The sequence below is a fragment of the Chromatocurvus halotolerans genome, assembly GCF_004340525.1.
GTDB classification, from domain to species: domain Bacteria; phylum Pseudomonadota; class Gammaproteobacteria; order Pseudomonadales; family Halieaceae; genus Chromatocurvus; species Chromatocurvus halotolerans.
Map to the genome: position 1 here is coordinate 134,915 of NZ_SLWX01000002.1, position 20,505 is coordinate 155,419.

Genomic DNA, 20,505 nt, shown 5'->3' on the forward strand with positions numbered 1-20,505 from the left:
ATGTTGAAAACGATTTCCAGTGGCTTTTGGCTGCTGACAGCCCTGCTTGCCTCGATCGCTGCGCTCGCGCGCGAGCCCGCCAGCTACGGAGAGCGCATAGCGTTGAGAGGGGCTGAGTGGGCCGAGGGACGGATGGACCCGGCGCTGACGGTGTTATCCGGGATCGACGATCGCGATAACGTGGGAGAGGGGGGGTCGCAAGCGCAGGACTCGGTAACGCAATGGCAGGCACAGGTCGAGACCCTCGAGGCCGCAGGTGGCCCCTACGCCAGCGGGCTTGAGGAACCGCTCGCAGATCTGGCGCGGCAGCGGGTTGCCGAGGGCCGCTTCGGCGAGGCCCTGGCCCTCTACCGGCGCAGCCTGCATATTCTCCGCGTGAACACCGGCCTTGCCAGTCCCGCTCAGATGACCATCGTGCGCGCCATGCTGGAGCTGCAGCGTGCCCTTGGCGATCGTGAGGGGCTCGACGATCTCTACGGCTATTACTACCGCCTGGGGTGGTTGGCGGCAGATGACGAGGAGGGTGATGAGCGCTGGCGCGTGGCCCTGGAATATCTGCGCTGGCAGCGGGAATTGCTGCGTACGGCCGATAGCGGCGACCCGGACCGTGAGCTGCTGGAGCTGTTCCGGCTGAATACCGAGCTGCTCGAGCGCGCAAGCGCCGAGGCGGCGCCCCTCGGAACAAGACAGGATCTCGTTCAGAGCCAGCTCAAAAACCTGTACCTGGTGCAGGCCAGGGTCCTGCCGCAGGTACGGGAAAGCCTGTCCGTACTGTCGCCGCGGCGCAGCCGCCGTCAGGAGCTGTTGCCGGAGGATGTCGATCGTGACCGCCTGCTATCCCTGCAGCGATCGGCGGTAGCCACCGGGGCAGAGCTGCTGACCTCACTGGCTGAGCAGGCTGAGTCGCCGGTTGCCCGCGCTGCACTGTACCGCGAGCTGGGGGACTGGGAACAGTGGAACGGCAGCTGGCGTCGCGCGGAAGAGGCCTGGCGCAGGGCCGTTTCTCTCCTGCAAGACGCTGGCGAGAATGATCGGCTCGCCGAGTGGTTCGGCGAGCCGGTGGAACTGCCCGACAACGGTGCGTTCTGGCAACCGCCTAATGACGCCGACGTCTCCCTGGTGAGGGCGGGTTTCGATGTGAGCGAGCGGGGGCAGGTGCGCCGGGCGACGGCGTCGGTCCTCGCAGGGCGCGACAGTGCATCGATTCTGGCGGTCAGGGAGCTGCGCGATGTGCGTTTCAGGCCCCGGTTTGACGCCGGCCAGGCCGTCGCGGTGGAGGGACTGGAGCGCGACTATGAGGTTTACCACTGACCACTGACCGCTGTCAGCGGTTCTCGACCACCAGCAGGACGCCCCGCGCGCTCATGGGACCGCGCGTGCGCCATTCGAGCAGCTGGCCACCATGCCGGTCGATAACCCGCTCGGCCATCTCGACAAAGGTGGGGCGCTCCGGATCGGCAAGAATGATCTGTCCAACCCCAGCACGAATGGCCCTGTTGACCATGTTATACACGGGTTTGACCAGTTCATCCCAGAAGCAGATATCGGCCCCAATCAGCATATCGTACTGAGCCAGCTGGCGCGTTGTGAGCTGTTCAAAGCGGCGTGCCTCGGGCTGCGTCTCCACCCCATTCAATCGCGCGACAACGTCAAGAAACGGAAACACCGCCGGGTCGGCGTCTACCGAGGCTACCCGCGCGCCGTATTTCTGTGCGCACCACACGCCGCCGATTCCCCAGCCGCAGCCGACATCGATCACGGCGTCGGGCCTCGCGGGAGGGTTGCGATGCAGGTAGTCGATGACCAGGCAGCTGGATTTCCAGAGTTTGTTGCCATGTATCCCCGGCTGCGCAGAACGCCGCTTCACGGCGCGAATGTCCGGATGGGAGGCAGTTGGCATCCGTGCACCGCGGAAACGCCGCAGTGTCTTTACCGCCATTGCAGGGCGCTTCCGGTAGCTACGGCATAATTTCCTGCGGGCCAGTGCTCAGTCAAGGGTTTCAACGTCTTCCGCCTGCGGCCCCTTTTCGGTCTTTGCCACCTCCAGTGCGACCCGCTGGCCGTCGCGCAGACTGCGTCTTCCCTCGCCGCGGATTGAACGGAAGTGAACGAAGACCTCATCGCCACCGTCGAGGGTGATGAAGCCGAAGCCCTTGGAGGCATTGAACCACTTGACCTGGCCCTCTTCCCGCTTGCCGCTGCTCTTCTGCGGCTTCTGTCGCGAGGACTCACGACTCTGAGCGCGGGGTTCCTTGCGCTGCTGCGGTGCCTTTTTCGGGGTTTCCGCGCCCGGTGCAACGACGGCCTCTGCTGCTGCCTTCGATACCAGTGGACGGTGAGTGGCGAGTACGGATGCGCAGGTGGCGATGATAAATGCCAGGCCCAGCAGCAAATCCGGATCCTTGCTGCCCTGCATGAGCGTTGTGGCGATGAATACCAGCATGGCGATGGCGATGGCGATAACCAGTTTGCCTGAAATGGACATGATGCTCCTCGTGTTAAAGCGTTGATAAATCGTTACACATCGCTGCTCGTTTCCGGGCAGCGATGTGGCGGTGGTTCGCAGAAACCCTGCGTGGGTCTGGCGGCGTCAGCCTTCCGGGCGAGGTGAGTTTCTCGCCCGGGAAAATATCGGCTAAAGCTTGGTGACGTCTTCTGCCTGCAGTCCCTTGGGGCCGTGCGCCAGCGTGAACTCCACCGCCTGCCCCTCGTCCAGCGTCCGGTAGCCGTCACCCTGAATCGAACGGAAATGGACGAACACGTCCTCGTCGTTTTCCCCCTGCGTGATAAATCCGAACCCCTTGGCGTTGTTGAACCATTTCACCGTGCCGTTGACACGCTCTCCCATGCTGCATCCCTCGATGTTGCGCTGTTATTGTTTTCGCGGGGCCTGTTGCCCCATTGCCTTGTTATTCTCTGGTGCTCATGCCCCGGCGAGAGATGCCCGCTGCCGGGCCAGCTTCTCCAGGGTCTGACGGTGCTGATCCAGCTTTCCGCGTTCCTTGTCCACCACGGCAGCCGGCGCTTTCTCTGTAAAGCCGGCGTTCGCGAGTTTCTTCTCGAGTCGCGTTATCTCCTCTGACAGCTTGCCGGTCTCGCGGTCGAGCCTGGCCAGCTCGGCGTCGACATCGATCAATCCGGCGAGCGGCACCAGTAATTCCAGCTCACCGACAACCGATGTCGCGGCTGCGGGTGGCTCGCCGGAGAGCCATTCGATGCGCTCCAGTCGCGCCATCTGTGTCAGGAACGCCGCGTTGTCATCAAGGCGTTGCCGATCCTGTGCCGTGCCGTTGCGCAGCAGCAGCGGTACCTTGACGCCCGGTCCGACACCCATTTCGCCGCGTATGGTGCGAACGCCCAGAATGACAGACTTCAGCCATTCTATCTCTGCGTTCGCGGCCTTGTCCACGCGGTCGTCGTCGGCCTGTGGCAGCGGCTGCAGCATGATACTCGGTCCGCTGACGGCGGCCAGGGGAGCAACGGCCTGCCAGATTTCCTCGGTGATGAAGGGCATGAAGGGGTGCAGCAGGCGAAGCCAGGTTTCCAGCACCCGGATCAGCGTCTGCCGGGTGCCGCGCAGCGCGGCTGCGCTCGCCTGGGGGTCGCGCAGTACCGGCTTGGACAGCTCGAGATACCAGTCGCAGTATTCATTCCAGATGAAGTCGTAGAGGGCCTGGGCCGCCAGATCAAAGCGATAATTGCCTATCGCTCTGTGGACTTCGGCCGTTGTCTCCTGCAGCCGGCCTTGAATCCAGCGGTCTACCAGATGCAGTTCAACCGGCGCCTCCCCTGACTGACCGCAATCCTCACCTTCGGTGTTCATCAGCACGTAGCGGGCCGCGTTCCAGATCTTGTTGCAGAAGTTGCGGTAGCCTTCAATGCGACCGATATCGAACTTGATGTCGCGGCCGGTCGAGGCGAGCGAGTAAAAGGTAAAGCGCAGGGCATCCGTGCCGTAGGCGTCAATGCCATCCGGGTAGTGTTTGCGGGTTGCGTGCTCGATCGACTTTGCCAGCTGCGGCTGCATCATGCCGGCGGTCCGCTTGCTCACCAGACTCTCCAGGTCGATGCCGTCAATGAGATCGATCGGGTCCAGCACGTTGCCCTTGGACTTCGACATTTTCTGGCCTTCGGCGTCGCGCACCAGACCGTGCACATACACCTCGTGAAAAGGCACTTCCTCGCGCAGATGCAGCGTCATCATGATCATCCGGGCAACCCAGAAGAAGATGATATCGAAGCCGGTTACCAGCACCGACGTCGGGTGGAACTTGGCGAGTTCCGGCGTTTCCTCCGGCCAGCCCAGGGTGCCGAAGGTCCACAGTGCAGAGGAGAACCAGGTGTCCAGCACGTCTTCGTCGCGGTGCAGAAGGGTCTCCGCGGGAAGCTTGTGCGCCTCGCGCACGGCGTCCTCGCTCTGCCCGACGTAAATGTTCCCGCCGGCGTCGTACCAGGCGGGAATACGGTGTCCCCACCAGAGCTGCCGGCTGATGCACCAGTCCTGGATGTCGCGCATCCAGGCGAAATAGGTGTTTTCCCATTGCTTCGGGACAAAGCGGATGTCGCCATTCTCCACCGCGGCGATGGCGGGTCCCGCGAGTTTGCGTGCGTCGACATACCACTGCCGCGTCAGCCAGGGTTCGATCACCACCCCGCTTCGATCGCCGCGGGGGACTTTCAAGGCGTGCGCCTCAACTTTTTCCAGCAGGCCGAGCCGATCCATGTCGGCGATGATCTGCTCGCGGGCGGTGAATCGATCCATGCCGCGGTAGGGTTCCGGGGCCGCTTCACTAATGCTGGCATCGGCGTTGAGGATGTTGATCAGCTCCAGGTCGTGACGCTGTCCCATGGCGTAGTCGTTGAAGTCATGGGCGGGCGTGATCTTCACGCAGCCGGTGCCGAACTCGGGGTCAACGTAATCATCGGCGATAACCGGCACGTCGCGGTCACTGAGTGGCAGGCGCACTCGCTGGCCTACGAGGTGGGCAAAGCGCGGGTCATCCGGGTTTACCGCGATGGCGCTGTCGCCGAGCATTGTCTCCGGGCGCGTGGTTGCGACACTGACATGCCCGCTGCCGTCGCTGAGGGGATAGCGGAAGTGCCACAGGTGGCCCTGTTCTTCTTCAGCAACGACTTCAAGATCGGAAATGGCGGTGTGCAGCGCCGGATCCCAGTTCACGAGTCGCTGTCCCCGATAGATCAGGCCCTCCCGGTAAAGACGAATGAAGACGTCCTGCACCGCAGCCGAGAACCCGTCATCCATGGTGAAGCGCTCGCGCGACCAGTCCAGGGATGACCCAAGGCGCCGCAACTGGCGGGTGATATTGCCGCCGGACTCCGCTTTCCACTGCCAGACGCGCTCGATAAATGCATCGCGCCCGAGCTCGTGACGATCGGTAGCTTCTGCCTGCAGCTGCCGCTCCACCACCATCTGAGTGGCGATGCCGGCATGATCTGTCCCCACCTGCCACAGGGTGTCGTCGCCCGCCATACGGTGGTAGCGGATCAATGCATCCATGATGGCTTCCTGGAAACCGTGACCCATGTGCAGGCTGCCCGTGACGTTGGGCGGTGGAATCATTATGGAATAGGGGGCTTCGCCACCCTGGGGGGCAAAGTAGCCACTGCTCTCCCAGTGCGAGTACCAGCGGCTTTCGATGTCGGCGGGTTGGAAAGTCTTGTCCATGCGGCGTGGATTCCGGTGGGCGATCAGCGTTCGGGAAAACGCGGGATTATACGCCGCGGATGTCGTGTTTTTCCAATGCGAATCCCCGCTCACGGTAGAACGACCAGGAGGCGCGCAGCGCTTCAAGGCTCTGCGGGTCCTGGGTGACGACCTCGGCTACGCGATGGAATCGTGAAAAAAAAGCCGGCACCGACAGATCGAGATTGATCAGCAGGTCGTCATGTCCCTGCGGGTCCTGTCCCCAGCCGATGGCAATACGATCGGCATCGTCGCTATTGATCAGGCCATGGGGCAGGAAACTGTCGGGGCGGAAGCGCCAAAGCAGATCATCCATTTCCTCCGCCTGAGCCTGTGACGCGCAGTTGAAGAAAATGGCATGCCCGCGCTGGAACGCCTTGTCCGCCAGTCGTGCGGCCACCTGCAGGCGCTTGGCGGGTGCTCCAGCCTGTACGACGTAAAAGCCGACCCGCGTCACTGTGCGCCAGCGCGCTCTCGCAGATAGCGCAGCAGCAGACCCACCGGTCGCCCGGTGGCGCCCTTGGGCGAGCTGTTCCAGGCGGCCCCAGCGATGTCCAGATGCGCCCAGGGGTAGTTCTCGGCGAACTGCGCCAGGAAACAGGCCGCCGTGATACTGCCTGCCTCGGGGCCGCCAATATTGGCGAGGTCGGCAAAATTGCTGTGTAGCTGCTTGCGGTACTCATCCCACAGCGGCATGCGCCAGGCCCGGTCATGGCTGTCGATACCGGCTTTCAGCAGCTGATCGGCCAGTTCGTCGTTGTTGGCGTAGAGGGCAGCGGCGTGGGAGCCCAGTGCCACAACGCAGGCTCCCGTGAGGGTGGCCATGTCAATGACTGCCGCGGGCTTGAAACGCTCCGCGTAGGTAAGCGCATCACACAGAACCAGTCTGCCCTCGGCGTCGGTGTTCAGCACCTCGATGGTTTTTCCGGCCATGGACGTTACCACATCCCCCGGCTTGGTGGCGCGACCGCTGGGCATGTTCTCGGCGGCGGCGATAATGCCCACTACGTTGATCTCCAGACCCAGCTCGCAGAGTGCCTCGAAGGTGCCGAGAACGCTGGCGGCGCCGCACATGTCGTACTTCATCTCGTCCATCTTGGCGCCGGGTTTCAGCGATATACCGCCGGTATCAAAGGTAATCCCCTTGCCGACCAGCACCTGCGGCGCGTCGCCGCGCTTGCCGCCCTTGTATTCCATGACGATGAGCCGCGCCGGCTGATCGCTGCCGGCGGACACTGACAGCAGAGAACCCATGCCGAGCTCGGCCATCTGCTTTTCATTGAGAACCTTCGTCGTGACACGCGCATTCTGGCGGCCCAGCTTGCGCGCCGCTTTTGCCAGGTAGTCCGGCGTGCAGATGTTCCCGGGCAGGTTGCCAAGCTCTCTTGCCGCATTGATGCCCTTGCCGAGCGCAATGCCGACGTCCATTGCGCTGCGGGCGCGCGCCGCCGGCAGCATTTCCCCGGGCGACACCGAAAGTTTGGTCAGCTTGCTGCCGCGGGGCTTCTTGCTCAGGGTTTCACTGTAGTGGTACTGGTGCGCCACGACGCTGCGAGCCAGATCTTCACAGCACGCTGCGGCATCGTCCTCACTGTCGAAGGGCAGGTCATTCAGCAATGCCAGGGCGTCGCGCGCCTCGGTATGTTTCAGTGCCTTGCCGGCAGTGTCGCAAAAACTGCGCTGTGCTGCGCGATCAAACGTCTTGCCGTTGCCCAGTCCGACCAGCAGTACCCGCTTGACGTCCTTGCTCCCAGGCAGAAGCAGGGTCTTGCCCTGCGCCCCGCTGAAATCGCCCATTGCCAGGGCCGCCTGAATAATCCCACCCAGTGCACTGTCCAGCTGCGCCCCGATGTCGCTGAGCTTGCCGCCGGTAAAAACAGGCAGGATGGCACACTGGGTCTTGGTACTGCCGCCATCGCGGAGCGTGCGGGCGGTGATACTGATGCTCGGCATACAGGATTCCTTGTGAGATTTCTTTCGCTTGGCGTTGTGCGTAGTTTACGGGGAACGCGGTGACAACTGAACCATTGGCCGTTTACGCTGTGGAATCGGCCTTCGGTTTTTTAGGCATCAGCACGAGCGCCGTTCCCGACAGATAGTCGTGCCAGTAGCGCCCCCTGCGGTCCACCAGGCACCAGAGATAACCGATGCCCAGACACGCCAGCGACAGCAGCGCCGCCGCACAGCGCAGCAGACAGCGCGCGGCGGTAAGGCGTTTGCCCGGCAGGGCTACCAGCTTGATGCGCCAGGCCTGCATGCCCAGGGTCTGGCCACTCTTGCGCCAGAAGGCGGTGAAGAACCCGGCGATCACCAGCACGGCAATGCCGCGGACCGCCCACGCCTGCAGGGGCTCGTCGCCCACGGCACCGCCAAGAAGTCGCGTCAGTGCGGAGTAGAGTCCCATGCCTATCGCCACGCCGAGCATGATGATGGGCAGTACCAGGAAGGTGTCGTAAAGTGCCGCCATCAGACGTCTTGGCAGGCCGGGCGCCATTACCGCGTCAGCGCCAGTCTCTTGTTGGGTATCGGTATCAGTCATGCGCTGTGGGCTCTATCGACAGGTGGTCAGTGCGCGGGGCGGGCGGTGTATCCTGCTGTCGGTAGCGTGTATCCAGCAAATCACTATCGGGATCTGCAAGCGTCAGCGCAGAGGTGTCGGGTGTGGCTCGCGGCACCGTCGCTGCGAGCCCGGGAATTGTCTCGCCAGCCTCCGCGACGGTAATGTGGGAGGTGTCCGGTGGCGCAGGCGCCTGCGGTTCCGGAGCACCGAGACGCTCCCCCGCGGCAGCGACGGAGAAGGCCGACAGGTCCATGTCGCGACGGGATGCCGGGTGACGTTCATCGGGCTGCAGCACGTCGGTACCTGCCGGTGCCAGAGACAGCGCTGCCCGCGTTTCCTGTCGGGGCTGATGCGCAGGCCCCGGTTGCGCGGCGGCGGTGCCAGGAGTGGACTGTGCGCTGTCACTGGCGACGGCGATTGTGGCCAGGGCCCCTGCGCGCCGCATGGCTGTCTGGTATTTCAGTGCTTCATCCTTCGTGCAGTTGCGTTTGATGAGCTGCTTCCTGCCGGAGAAGAGTTTGTCCAGCGTGGCTTCTCTCGCGTTGAACAGGGCGCCGACCCTGCGGCGCACGTCGCCAAGGGATTCACCATCCGCGATATCACCGGCGAAATAGATGTTAAAGGTTTCCTGCATGATCAATCCCGGCCGCCCAGCGCCAACACAGTATAGGGAATGCCGTGGAGACACTCCAAGCCGACGTGATACCGGTTTCGCGCGCACCGCCTCACGCCGGTATAATACACGCTGAAACAGGAGGACACATGACAGTTGCCGAAACCCTCAAGCAGAAACTCGAGACCGCGCTGGCGCCCGTCTCGCTGGACATCGCCAACGAGAGCCACATGCACAGTGTGCCGCCGAACTCGGAAACGCACTTCCGGGTGGTGGTGGTCAGTGATGCCTTTGACGGCAAGCGGCAGGTTGCCCGCCACCAGTCCGTGTATGCCGCCGTAGCAGATGAGCTGGCCGGACCGGTGCACGCACTGGCACTGCATACCTATACGCCACAGGAATGGTCCGAGCGGGAGCAGCTGGCACCGGCCTCGCCCGAATGCCTCGGAGGCAGCAAGGCAGACGCCGGCGGGGGATCCGTATCATGAGTGTGGTGGTTGCCGCGCTGTACAAATTCACCCGGCTGGCCGATTACCGCGAGCTTCGCGAGCCGCTCCTCGACGAGTGCCTGCGTCTGGGTGTCCGTGGCACCCTTCTCCTCGCTGAGGAAGGCATCAATGGTACGATTGCCGGTGATCGGTCCGCTATTGATGCTGTCCTGGCCTGGCTGCGGCGCGACCCGAGGCTCGCCGACATCGAGCACAAGGAGAGTGAGGACGAGGCTCTGCCTTTCTACCGCATGAAGGTGAAGCTCAAGCGCGAGATCGTGACGCTGGGAGTCCCCGGGGTTGATCCGAATGCCCGGGTCGGCACCTACGTTGCGCCGACAGAGTGGAACCGCGTGGTGAATGATCCCGACGTGGTGCTTGTCGATACGCGAAATCACTATGAATACGGCATTGGCAGCTTCCGTGGCGCGCTGGATCCCGGGACGTCATCCTTTCGCGAGTTTCCCGAGTGGGTGAAGAACAACCTGGATCCAACGCGCAATCCCAGGGTGGCAATGTTCTGCACGGGTGGCATCCGCTGTGAAAAAGCCTCCTCTTATCTGCTGCAGCAGGGGTTTGAGACTGTGTACCACCTTCGGGGCGGCGTGCTCAAGTATCTGGAGGAAGTCCCGGAAGCGGAAAGTACCTGGGAAGGAGAGTGCTTTGTCTTCGATAACCGTGTGTCCGTGAATCACCGACTGGAAAAGGGCGAGTATGACCAGTGCCACGGGTGTCGCCGTCCCATCACCCAGGACGACAAGCTGTCAGAGCGTTACCAGAAGGGGGTGTGCTGTCCGGCCTGCTTCGACGAGCTGACGACTGACCAGAAAACCCGGTTCGCCGAGCGGCAGAAACAGGTGGAGCTGGCGCGGGTGCGCGGTGAGCAGCATCTCGGCGCGGACTGCGCCGCCAGTCAGCGGGAGCGCAGCGCTATCTCAATGGAAGAGTAGGCGTCCCGCCCGGCCGCCGATGCGCGAAACCGGTACAAAAATGCTCTGTGCGAGACTGTCCCCACGTGAGATAACGCCGAGCAGCCGGCCGCTGGCGATGCTGAATACGGCGCCTCCGGAGGCGCCGCGATAGGCAAGGCAATCGGTGGCGATATCCTCATCGCTGCGCGCCACAACGCGGCAATTCCGGTGGAAGGTCAGCACCTGGCCGGCTTCGCCCAGACCCTCGTCCCTGGAATATCCGGCCATGATGATGCGGCTGCCAATCCCGGGCACGACGTCCTGCGCCACGTTGGCGGCGGTGACCGTGGCAGTGGGCAGCGGCTCCTCGAGACGCATGATCAGCCAGTCGGCGTGCATGCCACCGCCACTGGAGACCGTCTTCACGCGGCTCTCCAGGCGCTCTCCCGCGGTCGACTCGATGACGAAGGTGATATCGTCCGTGAGGTCGGTGTGGTATTCGATGCAGTGCCAGGCTGTCAGAATGAGCGATGCTGGCTCGCCGTCGACCGGTGCGAGCAGCGTCGCGCTGCAGGATTCGCGGTAGTGTCGCGGGTAGCCGTTTTCGATGCGTCGCCCGGGCACCAGCAGCCTCCCGACACTCATCAGCATGGGTGGCGATGTCGCACTCACCTGCTGTCGCGGTTCCGCAGTGACGAGGATTGCCGGCAACAGCCATGGCAGGATGCACAGCCACACGCGGGCTAAGCAAGGTATTGGCAGGCGTCTGCCCCGCTGACTGGCGCCGCGGTTTTTCGGCCGGTGCGTCGATATCACCGCGGGCTCAACCTGACGACATGACTTGACTGACGTCAATGTCTGGAAACTGATCTATCGTTACTCTTGCGTCCAGCATTGCATTCCACATTGCATTCAAGCGGTACCGCGTCGGTGCCAAAAAAAACGGAGAATAGCATGAAGACCCTGACAGCGATCACCCTGCCCCTGACACTCAGCTGTGCGTTGGCGACCAGCGCGCTGGCACATGAAGCCGGCGATATTATTCTGCGGACAGGATTCGTGACTGTGGCGCCGAACGACGACAGCGATGCCATCGTCCTGCCCAGCGATCCAGTCACGACGTTGCCATCGGGTGTCGGCGTTGGCAACGACACCCAGCTCAGCATTATCGGCGCATTCATGGTCACGGACCAGTGGGCGGTGGAACTGCTGGCGGCAACGCCCTTTGAGCATGATATTGACGTACCGGATCTGGGTATCGACGCCGGCAGCATCAGGCATCTGCCGCCGACACTCAGTCTGCAGTGGTATCCCCGCGGTGGTCAGGAAGGCTGGCAGCCCTATGTCGGGCTGGGTGTTAACTACACGTATATCTACGATGAGGACATTGATCCGGCGCTTGCCGATGCGCTCGGCAGCGTCATCGGGGCGGGATCGTCACGGCTGGATCTGGACGATTCCTTCGGCTTTGCGGCCCAGGCCGGGGTCGACATTCCGCTGAGCAGGAACTGGATGCTGAATGCGGGCGTCTGGTACATGAACATTGAAACCACCGCCGATGTCGTGACCGACGTGGGCACTGTCAGCTTTGATGTCGATATCAACCCCTGGGTGTACAACATCGGTATCGCCTACAAGTTCTGATCCCTGCTGGCGCGTTATTGGCCCATTAGCGGCGGCGACCGCGGTCGTCGCCGCTGTCATCCGTGCCCGGAATGATCCATCGGCGCCGATGAACCGCCACCCGGCACGATCTCCCGCTGCAACAGGTGGCCGCCGTGTGCATAGGTGAGGTGCAGCGTCCATGCCCCTGCTGCGATCATCAGCACGGCCACGAGGGTCTTGAAGCCTCGACTCTTCAGTATTGCGCTGACATGACCGGCGGCGAAGCTCGCGCCCAGCATGGTCGGCAGGGTGCCCACGCCGAAAGCCAGCATCAATCCCGCAGACTGCAGCGCATCCTGTGCGGTCAGCGCATAGGCCAGCGCGCTGTAAATCAGCCCGCAGGGCATGAGTCCCCAGCCCAACCCGAGTGCGTAGGCCTCGCGGGCGCGCTGCACCGGCAGCCAGCGCGCGGAAAAGCGCTGTATGGGACGCCACAACACCGCGCCGGCGCGCTCAAGGTACGTGAGTCCGCGCCACCAGTCGGCAATATACAGCCCCATCGCAATGAGCAGAAAACCTGCGAGGTAGCGCAGCCCCAGCGTCCATTCTGCAAGCTGGATGCTGCCCGCGAGCAAACCGAGCAGGGCGCCGAGCAGAGTGTAGCTGCTGATTCGGCCCGCGTGATAGGCCACAGTGGTCCCCGGCGCGGCCTTGCCACCCAGGCCGACGGCCGCGGCGATGCCGCCACACATTCCCAGGCAATGCCCGGCGCCGGCGAGGCCTATCGCCAGCGCCGCCAGCAGACTGACGCTGTTCATGTCGACGGTCCGTCCTCCTCTCCGCTGTGCGCCTTGTGGTCTTTTTTCTCATCGCTGCTGTCATCGTCGGCAAGAATGCGCCAGCTTTCCTTGTCCAGGTCATCGTACTGGCCGTTGTCGATGGCCCAGAGCAGAAGACGTATGGCGATTACACAGAATACCAGGGCAATCGGAATCAGCAGATAAAGGCTTTCCATAACATCTGACCTGTTACGTTCGGCGCGGTGGACGTACCAGTCGCAGGGAATTGGCGACCACCAGAAGTGAGCTCAGCGACATGCCGATGGCCGCGGCCCAGGGCGGTATGTAGCCCAGAGCAGCGAGGGGTATGCCAAGCAGATTATACCCTAGTGCCCAGGCGAGATTCTGGTAGAGCGTGCGCCGGCACTGCTGTGCCTTGTCGATGATCGCTGTCACCCGGTGCAGGTCTCCGTCCATGATCACGAAGTCTGCCTGGGTGCGCGCGAGGTCCGTGGCGCCGGCAACCGCAATAGAGGCATTGGCGCGTCTCAGCACGGGAGCATCGTTGAGGCCATCGCCAACCATCAGCACGATGGCCCCCTGCCGCTGAAGCGCGGCGACGTGGGCACTTTTGTCCTGCGGCGTCATCCCCACATGGATCGCGTCAAATCCCAGGGATCTGCCCATGACCGTGGCCTGTCGAGAGTGATCGCCGGTGACGAGCTCGAGCCGTGCGCCACGGGATTTCAGCTCCGACGTCACTGCTGTGGCCTCGTTGCGCAGCACATCCTCGAGCGCTATCCAGGCCAGGGGCTGATCGCGCAGCACCAGTGCGACCCAGTAGCCTGCCGCGTCGGGTTGCGCGGGCAGTGAGGGGGCAATCTCTCGGCAGTACTCTGCGCTGCCGACTCGGCAGGCGCGACCTGAAAACGTCCCTGAAACTCCTCGCCCAACGTGGAAAAGCACCTCGCTGACGCTGTCTGCTGGCGCAATCTCTGTGAAACCGCGTGCGATGGGGTGATTGGCGTAGCGCTGCAGGGCGGCGGCCAGGGCCAGCACGTCCGCGCGCGAGGTATCGCCGAGGCAGAGAACCTGTCCAATGGCCAGCTCACCGCGGGTCAGGGTACCGGTCTTGTCAAACAGGATATGCGTGACGCGGGCGACAGACTCCAGGGCTCCCTCGCCGCGCACCAGTACGCCACCGCGGCGCAGGGCATTGGCCGCGTTGCTCAGGGCTGCAGGTGTCGCCAGTGCCAGTGCACAGGGACAGCTGATGACCAGCACCGAGAGTGCCGTCCACAGTGCCCGCTCCGGCGCAATACCGTACCAGACCCAGGCGGTTGCGCCCGTCGCCAGTAGAATGCCACCGATGAACCAGCCCGCAATACGGTCCGCGATCTGCGCGATCGGTGGCTTTTCCGCCGACGCGGTTTCGATAGAGCGCTGCAGCGCGGCAAGTCGTGTATCCACATAGCTGCCGCTGGCCGTGATATCTAGCGCGGCATCGGTATTCACCGTGCCCGCGAACACCGTGTCGCCCGCCGTTACCCGTCGCGGCAGCGATTCGCCGCTGAAGGCGTCCTCGCGCACAGCGCTTTCGCCGCTTCCCACCACGCCGTCGATGGGCACGGTATCGCCGGCGCGAACGAGGACGCGGTCGCCCCGCTCCAGTTGCTGGCGCGCCTGCTGCCGCCAGTCATCGCCCCGACGCACCAGCACCGCATCGGGCAGCGCCGACTCCGCGTCAAACCAGTCCAGGCTGCCGGCGAGGCGCGCCCGCTTTTCGGCGAAGCGTGCCAGCAGCAGCAGAAAGGTGAACATGACGACGGAGTCGAAATACACCTGGCCGGTGCCGGTAACCGTGGCATAGACACTGGCCGTGAACGCGAGGCCAATAGCCAGCGCGACCGGCAGATCCATGACCAGAGCGCCCTGGCGCAGGTGTCGCCAGGCGCTGCTGAAAAAGGGACGCGCCGAGAAACGCACGATAAACGCAGTAACACCGAGGCTGACCACGCGCAGCAGCTGCTCGTATTCCCGGGCAATGCCCTGCAGTTCACCGGCATGCAGGGCAATGGCGAACATGCCCACCTGCATCATGCCGAGCCCGGCAACCGCGAGGCGGCGCAGATCCGAGCGATACTCGCGCCGCATCTGTTCCCGCTGGGCGTTGGCATGGAACGGTTTTACGCTGTACCCAAGCGCTGCGACACGGGCAAACAGGCGACTCAGCGGGAGACGCTCGCAGTCCAGAACGACGTCCAGTCGCGATTGCGACAGGTTCACAATGGCGCTGTGGACCCCAAAAACCCGGGCCAGGCTCTGCTCGATCAGCCAGGTGCAGGCGGCGCAGGTCATGCCACCGAGCAGCAGGCGCACGCGAGTCAGGCCGTCGCCATCATCATGACTGAAGGTGGCGGCGAGTGCCGGATCGTCGTACAGCCGGAACTGCTCCTCGGCACTGGCGTCGCCCGAGCTGCCGTCAGGTCTCAGATTGTACTCGGTGCGCTGGGCATAAAAACGCGCCATGCCGCTGTCAGCAATCAGCTGGGCGACCGCGCGACACCCGGGGCAGCACATGTCCCGCAGTTCATTGTCGATAACAACACGGAAATTGCTGCCGGCGGGTACCGGATCACCGCAGTGAAAGCACACTGTGTTTGCGGAGGAGTCGGTCATTGATTGCCGTGCCTGCGCCGGCAGGTTTGACTCAGCGCGGGACTGCACGCTGGGCGTCTGTGGTCGCATTTCCGGTGGTGCCGGTGATGCGCCAGTCGCTGCTCTCGCCCGCGTCCAGCAACCAGTGCCAGTTGTCTCCCACAGGAACCGGAAGGCGGGCGGCGTAGCGTTCCGGACCGCTGCGACGCAGATCGATACGGATATCCCGGTCGGCCTCCATGGGATGCGAAAGCCGCAGTCGGAGCTCGGCAACCGCGGGCAGATCCTCGGTAACAACTGTGACAGTGTCTTCTGCTATCGCCAGACGGGCTGCATAGCCCCTTTCCCGGGCACGCTCGTCGCGTTCAAGTTGCCGGTTGATGGCGAGGCCGTCCTTGTAATAATCATCCGCCACCAGATCGTCAGAGCCGCGCACGGCGATGATCATGGTGGTGATGGCCGCAATAACGACCGAGCCCGGCAGTACGATCAGGAACCAGGGCCAGAACTGTCGGTACCAGGGTTCCGGCGTACTGTCGTCAATCCGCGATTTCAGCATTACCGCGGTCTCAGAAAGCGGCTGTCGGCTGAGATACGCAGCGAGGGCATGTCGCTGGAAATGGCCTCGAAAGTGATTTCTGTGCCGGGGGCATCCAGGTGCCGAGGCTGCGCACGTACTCGCAGGGTGATGGAGCGCACCTCGCCGGCGTCCAGTGCGTAACTGGCGTCGCCGATGATCTCGGCCTCGTCAATACCGTTGACGCTGAGGTCAAAGTCGTGCGGCTGGGTATCCATGTTCACCAGCTGGATGCGATACATGTTTTCGATATCGCCCGCCTGTGTCTCGACAAACAGGTTGTTGCGATCGCGGATGATGGTCATTTCCAGGGGCACCCGCGACACCACGTTGTAGCCGAATACGCCGATCATGAGGGTCAATACCGTGAGATAGCCGATGACCCGCGGCCTGGCCCAGTGCGTGGGTTTGCCTTCCAGCGCGTTTTCACTGGTGTAGCGGATCAGACCCGGCTCGTAGCCCATCTTGTCCATCACGGAGTCGCAGGCATCGATACACAGCGCGCAGCCGATGCACTCGTACTGCAGACCCTGACGGATATCGATGCCGGTCGGACAGACCTGTACGCACAGGTCGCAATCGATGCAGTCGCCGAGGCCCAGGGCTGCCGGGTCCGCGGAGCGCTTGCGCGAACCGCGCGGCTCACCGCGGGCCGGATCGTAGGAGACGATCAGGGTATCGCGATCGAACATGACAGACTGGAAGCGCGCATAGGGACACATGTAGGTGCATACCTGCTCGCGCATCCAGCCGGCATTGATATAGGTGGCGAGAGTGAAGAACAGCGTCCAGAGGGCCTGCCACTTGCCCGTGGACAGGGTAGCCAGCTCAACCGTCAGTTCACGCACCGGGTAGAAGTAGCCGACGAAAGTCAGACCGGTCATAAAGGCGACGAACAGCCAGCCACCGTGCTTGGTGGCCTTGCGCATGGCCTTGCCGACAGTCCAGGGCGCCTTGTCCAGCTTGATGCGCTGATTGCGGCTGCCCTCGGTCTTCTGCTCGATCCACATGAAGATACTGGTCCACACGGTCTGCGGGCAGCTATAGCCGCACCAGACCCGGCCTGCCACCACGGTAACCGCGAACAGGCCGAAGGCCGCAATAATGAGCAAAAAGGCCAGCAGCGGAAAATCCTGTGGCCAGAAGGTCAACGTGAAGATGTGGAACTTGCGCTCAGGCAGATCGAACCATACCGCCTGGCGGCCATTCACCGAGATCCACGGCAGCAGGAAATAGGCAATCAGCAGTGGCCAGCCGGTATACAGGCGCAGGCGCTGGTAGAAGCCTTCTATTTTGCGCGTGTAGATTTTCTCGCGCTTCTGGTAAAGATCGAGCTCGGCAACTTCGGCAGGCGCGAGCTCTTCAACGTCGATCAGTTCGGGGTCTTTGTCAGCCATAATTCCTTCTCGCCCGGGGGACGATTACTGCAGGATGTGCGGGGCGCCGCCGGGCCGGCGTGCCCCGTCAGTTGCCCAGGCCGTAAATGTAAGCGGTGAGAATGTGGATCTTGTCTTCCGTGAGATTCTCGCCATAAGCCGGCATCTTGCCATTGCGGCCAACGCGCAGGGTATGTGCAATCTGCTCCTCTGTGCCACCGTACAGCCATATGCCGTTGGTCAGGTTGGGTGCACCCATGGCCACGTTGCCCTTGCCTTCAGCGCCGTGGCAGGCCACGCAGTAGGTCTGGAAATGCTTCTCACCAAGTTTGGCCTTTTCCGGATCGGCGCTGCGCCGGTTTAGCGACAGCACGTATTCGGTGGTTTCAGCGATACCGTCGTCGCCCAGTATGTCTCTCCAGGCAGGCATGGCGGCGTTGCGCCCGTTTACCAGCGTGTGCTTGATGGCGTCGGGTGTGCCGCCCCACAGCCAGTCCTCGTCTGCCAGATTGGGGAAGCCATAGGCACCGCGTGCGTCGAGTCCGTGGCACTGGGAGCAATTGTTGCTGTAAAGCCGCTGGCCCATGCGCATGACCTTGGAGTCCTGGGCGATTTCCTCAACAGGCAGCGCCAGATAGCGATCGCGCATGGCGCGAAACTGCGCCTCCGCGGCCGCGACTTCCTCATCGTGCTGCTCGATCTGGGTCCAGCCCAGAACGCCCTTGAAGTTGCCCATGCCAGGGTAGAAGATCAGGTAACCGATTCCCCAGACAATCGTGATGACGAACATGGCAAACCACCAGGCAGGGAGCGGGTTGTCGTATTCCTCGATGCCATCGTGGCTGTGTCCCGTGGTCTGGTCTATTTCCTTGGGCTGTTTGCGGTTGGCAAACAGGATCCAGACGAGACCGGCGATGGTCACGATCGTCAGGACAATGATCCAGCTGCTCCAGAAGGTCGTCATTGCTGCTTTTCCTCTTGCTCGCGCTGCGGCTCGTCCGGCGCGGATTCTTCGTCGGCGAACGGCAGGTTGGCTGCCTCATCGAAAGTCTTCTTGCGCTTGCTGCTGTAGGCCCAGATGCACAGTCCGATAAAGGCCATGAACAGGAATAGCGTGCTCAGTCCACGCAGATCATTAATATCCATACCACTCCTAGCGGCGCGACTGTATGAGTGTGCCCATACCCTGCAGGTAGGCGACCAGCGCATCGATTTCCTTCCTGCCGTTTACAACCGAGCTTGCGTTGGCAATGTCATCATCGGTGTAGGGCACACCGAGCCTGCGCAGTGCGCGCATTTTTTTCGGCGTCCGTTCAGCGTTGATTTCGTCCCGGAACAGCCACGGGTAGGCCGGCATGTTCGACTCGGGGACGACATCCCGCGGGTTGTACAGGTGTGCCCGATGCCAGTCGTCGCTGTAGCGCTCACCGACACGGGCCAGATCAGGCCCGGTGCGCTTGGAGCCCCACAGGTGAGGATGATCGTAGACAAACTCGCCGGCGACGGAATAGTGGCCGTAGCGTTCGGTTTCGGCGCGCAGCGGGCGAATCATCTGCGAGTGACAGGTATTGCATCCCTCGCGAATGTAGATGTCACGGCCCTCAAGCTGAAGCGCCGGGTAGGGCTTCAGCCCTGCGACCGGCTCGTTGGTTTCCTTGGAGAACATCAGCGGGACCAGCTCGACCAGGGTGCCGAAGCTGATCGCCACAATGATCAGAATGATCATGATGCCGACGTTCTTCTCGACCTTTTCATGTTTCATTACTGGCGCTCCTAAGCCGCGCTGGCGCTGGTTGCCGGTACCTGTACAGGCACATCGCGGCGAGTGGTCATATAGACGTTATAGGCCATGATCAGCATGCCGCCGAGGAAGATGGCGCCGCCGAGCACCCGCACCACGTAACCGGGGTAGCTGGCGGCAACACCCTCCACGAAGGCGTAGGTGAGCGTGCCATCCTGGTTGTAGGCGCGCCACATCAGGCCCTGCATGATGCCGTTCACCCACATGGATGCGATGTAAAGTACCGTGCCGATGGTCGACATCCAGAAGTGCACGTTGATCAGACTGATGCTGTACATGCGTTCACGATTATAGAGCACGGGGATCAGGTGATAGAGCGAGCCAATGGTGATCATGGCCACCCAGCCCAGCGCGCCCGAGTGCACGTGGCCGATTGTCCAGTCCGTGTAGTGCGACAGGGCGTTCACCGTCTTGATAGCCATCATCGGGCCCTCAAAGGTCGACATGCCGTAGAAAGACAGGCTGACCACGAGGAAGCGCAGGATGGGGTCGTCACGGAGTTTGTGCCAGGCGCCGGAGAGGGTCATGATGCCGTTGATCATGCCGCCCCAGGACGGCGCCAGCAGGATGATGCTCATCACCATACCCAGGCTCTGTGCCCAGTCGGGCAGTGCCGTATAGTGCAGATGGTGTGGACCGGCCCAGATGTACACGGCGACCAGCGCCCAGAAATGCACGATACTCAGGCGATAGGAGTATATGGGGCGATCGGCCTGCTTGGGCACGAAATAATACATGATGCCGAGAAAGCCGGCGGTCAGGAAAAAGCCCACCGCGTTATGTCCGTACCACCATTGCACCATCGCGTCGACGGTGCCGGCATACGCCGAGTAGGACTTGGTCATGTCCACAGGCATGGACGCGCTATTGATGATGTGCAGCACGGCGACCGTGACGATGAAGGCACCAAAAAACCAGTTCGCCACGTAGATGTGGCTGGTCTTGCGCTTCGTGATTGTGCCGAAGAAAACCACCGCGTAGGAAACCCAAACGATGGCGATCAGGACATCGATCGGCCACTCCAGCTCGGCGTATTCCTTGGAGCTGGTGAGGCCGAGAGGCAGTGTGACAGCAGCTGCGACAATGACGGCCTGCCAGCCCCAGAAGGTGAAGGCGGCGAGCCGATCAGAGATCAGCCTCACCTGGCAGGTGCGCTGGACAACGTAATAGGACGTTGCAAAAAGCGCCGAGCCGCCGAAAGCAAAGATAACGGCGTTGGTATGCAGTGGTCGAAGACGGCCAAAGCTGGTCCAGGGCAGGTCGAAATTCAGCGCCGGCCAGGCCAGCTGCGCCGCGATGAGGACGCCGACAAGCATGCCGACGATGCCCCAGACGACGGTCATGATCGCGAACTGTCGCACCACCTTGTAGTTGTAGACGGGGTGCTCCAGGTCAGAATTGAGCTCAGTCATGGTGTTGTTCCGTTCCGATGG

At 62.6% G+C, this 20,505-nt stretch carries 22 protein-coding genes; 4 read left to right on the top strand and 18 right to left on the bottom strand.

The features are described from left to right. Positions 1 to 1,311, top strand: a complete 1,311-nt coding sequence (locus EV688_RS02785; protein ID WP_117314551.1) for a hypothetical protein — start codon at positions 1 to 3, stop codon at positions 1,309 to 1,311. 13 nt (positions 1,312 to 1,324) lie between these two features. Here EV688_RS02785 and EV688_RS02790 read toward each other — a convergent pair whose 3' ends face one another. From EV688_RS02790 to EV688_RS02825, 8 genes are all read right to left on the bottom strand, one after another. Beyond that, positions 1,325 to 1,939: a class I SAM-dependent methyltransferase gene (locus EV688_RS02790; RefSeq protein ID WP_240624187.1), complete on the bottom strand. Its 615-nt coding sequence runs from the start codon at positions 1,937 to 1,939 to the stop codon at positions 1,325 to 1,327. Between the two features lie 48 nt (positions 1,940 to 1,987). Next, the gene (locus tag EV688_RS17950; RefSeq protein WP_117314552.1) at positions 1,988 to 2,485 is read right to left on the bottom strand and encodes a cold-shock protein; all 498 of its coding nucleotides are present in this window, start codon (positions 2,483 to 2,485) and stop codon (positions 1,988 to 1,990) included. Positions 2,486 to 2,635: 150 nt separating this feature from the next. Then, positions 2,636 to 2,848 carry a cold-shock protein gene (locus tag EV688_RS02800; protein ID WP_117314553.1) on the bottom strand — a complete coding sequence of 71 codons (213 nt, stop codon included), beginning with the start codon at positions 2,846 to 2,848 and terminating at the stop codon, positions 2,636 to 2,638. 75 nt (positions 2,849 to 2,923) lie between these two features. Beyond that, positions 2,924 to 5,686, bottom strand: a complete 2,763-nt coding sequence (locus tag EV688_RS02805) for a valine--tRNA ligase (RefSeq protein WP_117314554.1) — start codon at positions 5,684 to 5,686, stop codon at positions 2,924 to 2,926. Positions 5,687 to 5,732: 46 nt separating this feature from the next. Then, entirely contained in the window at positions 5,733 to 6,161 is a 429-nt protein-coding gene (locus tag EV688_RS02810; protein ID WP_117314555.1) for a DNA polymerase III subunit chi, read from the bottom strand. After that, positions 6,158 to 7,657 carry a leucyl aminopeptidase gene (locus EV688_RS02815; protein ID WP_117314556.1) on the bottom strand — a complete coding sequence of 500 codons (1,500 nt, stop codon included), beginning with the start codon at positions 7,655 to 7,657 and terminating at the stop codon, positions 6,158 to 6,160. Before EV688_RS02815 ends, EV688_RS02810 begins: the two co-directional genes overlap by 4 nt. 82 nt (positions 7,658 to 7,739) lie before the next feature. After that, positions 7,740 to 8,243 carry an RDD family protein gene (locus EV688_RS02820; protein ID WP_117314557.1) on the bottom strand — a complete coding sequence of 168 codons (504 nt, stop codon included), beginning with the start codon at positions 8,241 to 8,243 and terminating at the stop codon, positions 7,740 to 7,742. Then, positions 8,236 to 8,898 (bottom strand): hypothetical protein, encoded by a 663-nt coding sequence (locus EV688_RS02825; protein WP_117314558.1) that lies wholly within the window; start codon positions 8,896 to 8,898, stop codon positions 8,236 to 8,238. The genes EV688_RS02820 and EV688_RS02825 overlap by 8 nt, the downstream gene beginning before the upstream one ends. 128 nt (positions 8,899 to 9,026) lie before the next feature. Here EV688_RS02825 and EV688_RS02830 point away from each other — a divergent pair, with 128 nt between their 5' ends. Both EV688_RS02830 and trhO read left to right on the top strand, forming a co-directional pair. Beyond that, positions 9,027 to 9,365 (top strand): BolA family protein, encoded by a 339-nt coding sequence (locus tag EV688_RS02830; protein WP_117314559.1) that lies wholly within the window; start codon positions 9,027 to 9,029, stop codon positions 9,363 to 9,365. Next, on the top strand, positions 9,359 to 10,315 hold the full coding sequence (gene trhO, locus EV688_RS02835; protein WP_205686473.1) for an oxygen-dependent tRNA uridine(34) hydroxylase TrhO: 957 nt from the start codon (positions 9,359 to 9,361) through the stop codon (positions 10,313 to 10,315). The genes EV688_RS02830 and trhO overlap by 7 nt, the downstream gene beginning before the upstream one ends. Here the strand turns inward: trhO and EV688_RS02840 are convergent. Next, entirely contained in the window at positions 10,301 to 11,014 is a 714-nt protein-coding gene (locus tag EV688_RS02840; RefSeq protein WP_131917533.1) for a trypsin-like serine peptidase, read from the bottom strand. The genes trhO and EV688_RS02840 overlap by 15 nt on opposite strands. A 216-nt stretch (positions 11,015 to 11,230) precedes the next feature. On the opposite strand from EV688_RS02840, the gene EV688_RS02845 reads away from it, so the two are divergent. Continuing rightward, positions 11,231 to 11,920, top strand: a complete 690-nt coding sequence (locus EV688_RS02845; RefSeq protein WP_117314562.1) for an OmpW/AlkL family protein — start codon at positions 11,231 to 11,233, stop codon at positions 11,918 to 11,920. Positions 11,921 to 11,976: 56 nt separating this feature from the next. Here EV688_RS02845 and EV688_RS02850 read toward each other — a convergent pair whose 3' ends face one another. The 9 genes from EV688_RS02850 to ccoN all read right to left on the bottom strand — a co-directional run bounded on the left by EV688_RS02850 (position 11,977) and on the right by ccoN (position 20,484). After that, the gene (locus tag EV688_RS02850) at positions 11,977 to 12,699 is read right to left on the bottom strand and encodes a sulfite exporter TauE/SafE family protein (RefSeq protein WP_117314563.1); all 723 of its coding nucleotides are present in this window, start codon (positions 12,697 to 12,699) and stop codon (positions 11,977 to 11,979) included. Continuing rightward, a complete protein-coding gene (gene ccoS / locus EV688_RS02855) occupies positions 12,696 to 12,896 on the bottom strand; it encodes a cbb3-type cytochrome oxidase assembly protein CcoS (RefSeq protein ID WP_117314564.1) in 201 nt (66 codons plus the stop codon). Before ccoS ends, EV688_RS02850 begins: the two co-directional genes overlap by 4 nt. A 13-nt stretch (positions 12,897 to 12,909) precedes the next feature. Further along, entirely contained in the window at positions 12,910 to 15,339 is a 2,430-nt protein-coding gene (locus tag EV688_RS02860; protein ID WP_117314769.1) for a heavy metal translocating P-type ATPase, read from the bottom strand. A gap of 31 nt (positions 15,340 to 15,370) precedes the next feature. After that, entirely contained in the window at positions 15,371 to 15,877 is a 507-nt protein-coding gene (locus EV688_RS02865; protein WP_117314565.1) for a FixH family protein, read from the bottom strand. Further along, on the bottom strand, positions 15,877 to 17,292 hold the full coding sequence (ccoG, locus tag EV688_RS02870) for a cytochrome c oxidase accessory protein CcoG (protein ID WP_117314566.1): 1,416 nt from the start codon (positions 17,290 to 17,292) through the stop codon (positions 15,877 to 15,879). Before ccoG ends, EV688_RS02865 begins: the two co-directional genes overlap by 1 nt. A gap of 67 nt (positions 17,293 to 17,359) precedes the next feature. Further along, positions 17,360 to 18,235 (bottom strand): cytochrome-c oxidase, cbb3-type subunit III, encoded by an 876-nt coding sequence (gene ccoP / locus EV688_RS02875; RefSeq protein ID WP_117314567.1) that lies wholly within the window; start codon positions 18,233 to 18,235, stop codon positions 17,360 to 17,362. Next, positions 18,232 to 18,417, bottom strand: coding sequence for a cbb3-type cytochrome oxidase subunit 3 (locus EV688_RS02880; RefSeq protein WP_117314568.1), 186 nt, complete (start codon positions 18,415 to 18,417; stop codon positions 18,232 to 18,234). The genes ccoP and EV688_RS02880 overlap by 4 nt, the downstream gene beginning before the upstream one ends. A 7-nt stretch (positions 18,418 to 18,424) precedes the next feature. Then, entirely contained in the window at positions 18,425 to 19,033 is a 609-nt protein-coding gene (gene ccoO, locus EV688_RS02885; protein ID WP_117314569.1) for a cytochrome-c oxidase, cbb3-type subunit II, read from the bottom strand. 11 nt (positions 19,034 to 19,044) lie between these two features. Continuing rightward, positions 19,045 to 20,484, bottom strand: a complete 1,440-nt coding sequence (gene ccoN / locus EV688_RS02890; protein ID WP_117314570.1) for a cytochrome-c oxidase, cbb3-type subunit I — start codon at positions 20,482 to 20,484, stop codon at positions 19,045 to 19,047. Positions 20,485 to 20,505 lie beyond the last annotated feature (21 nt).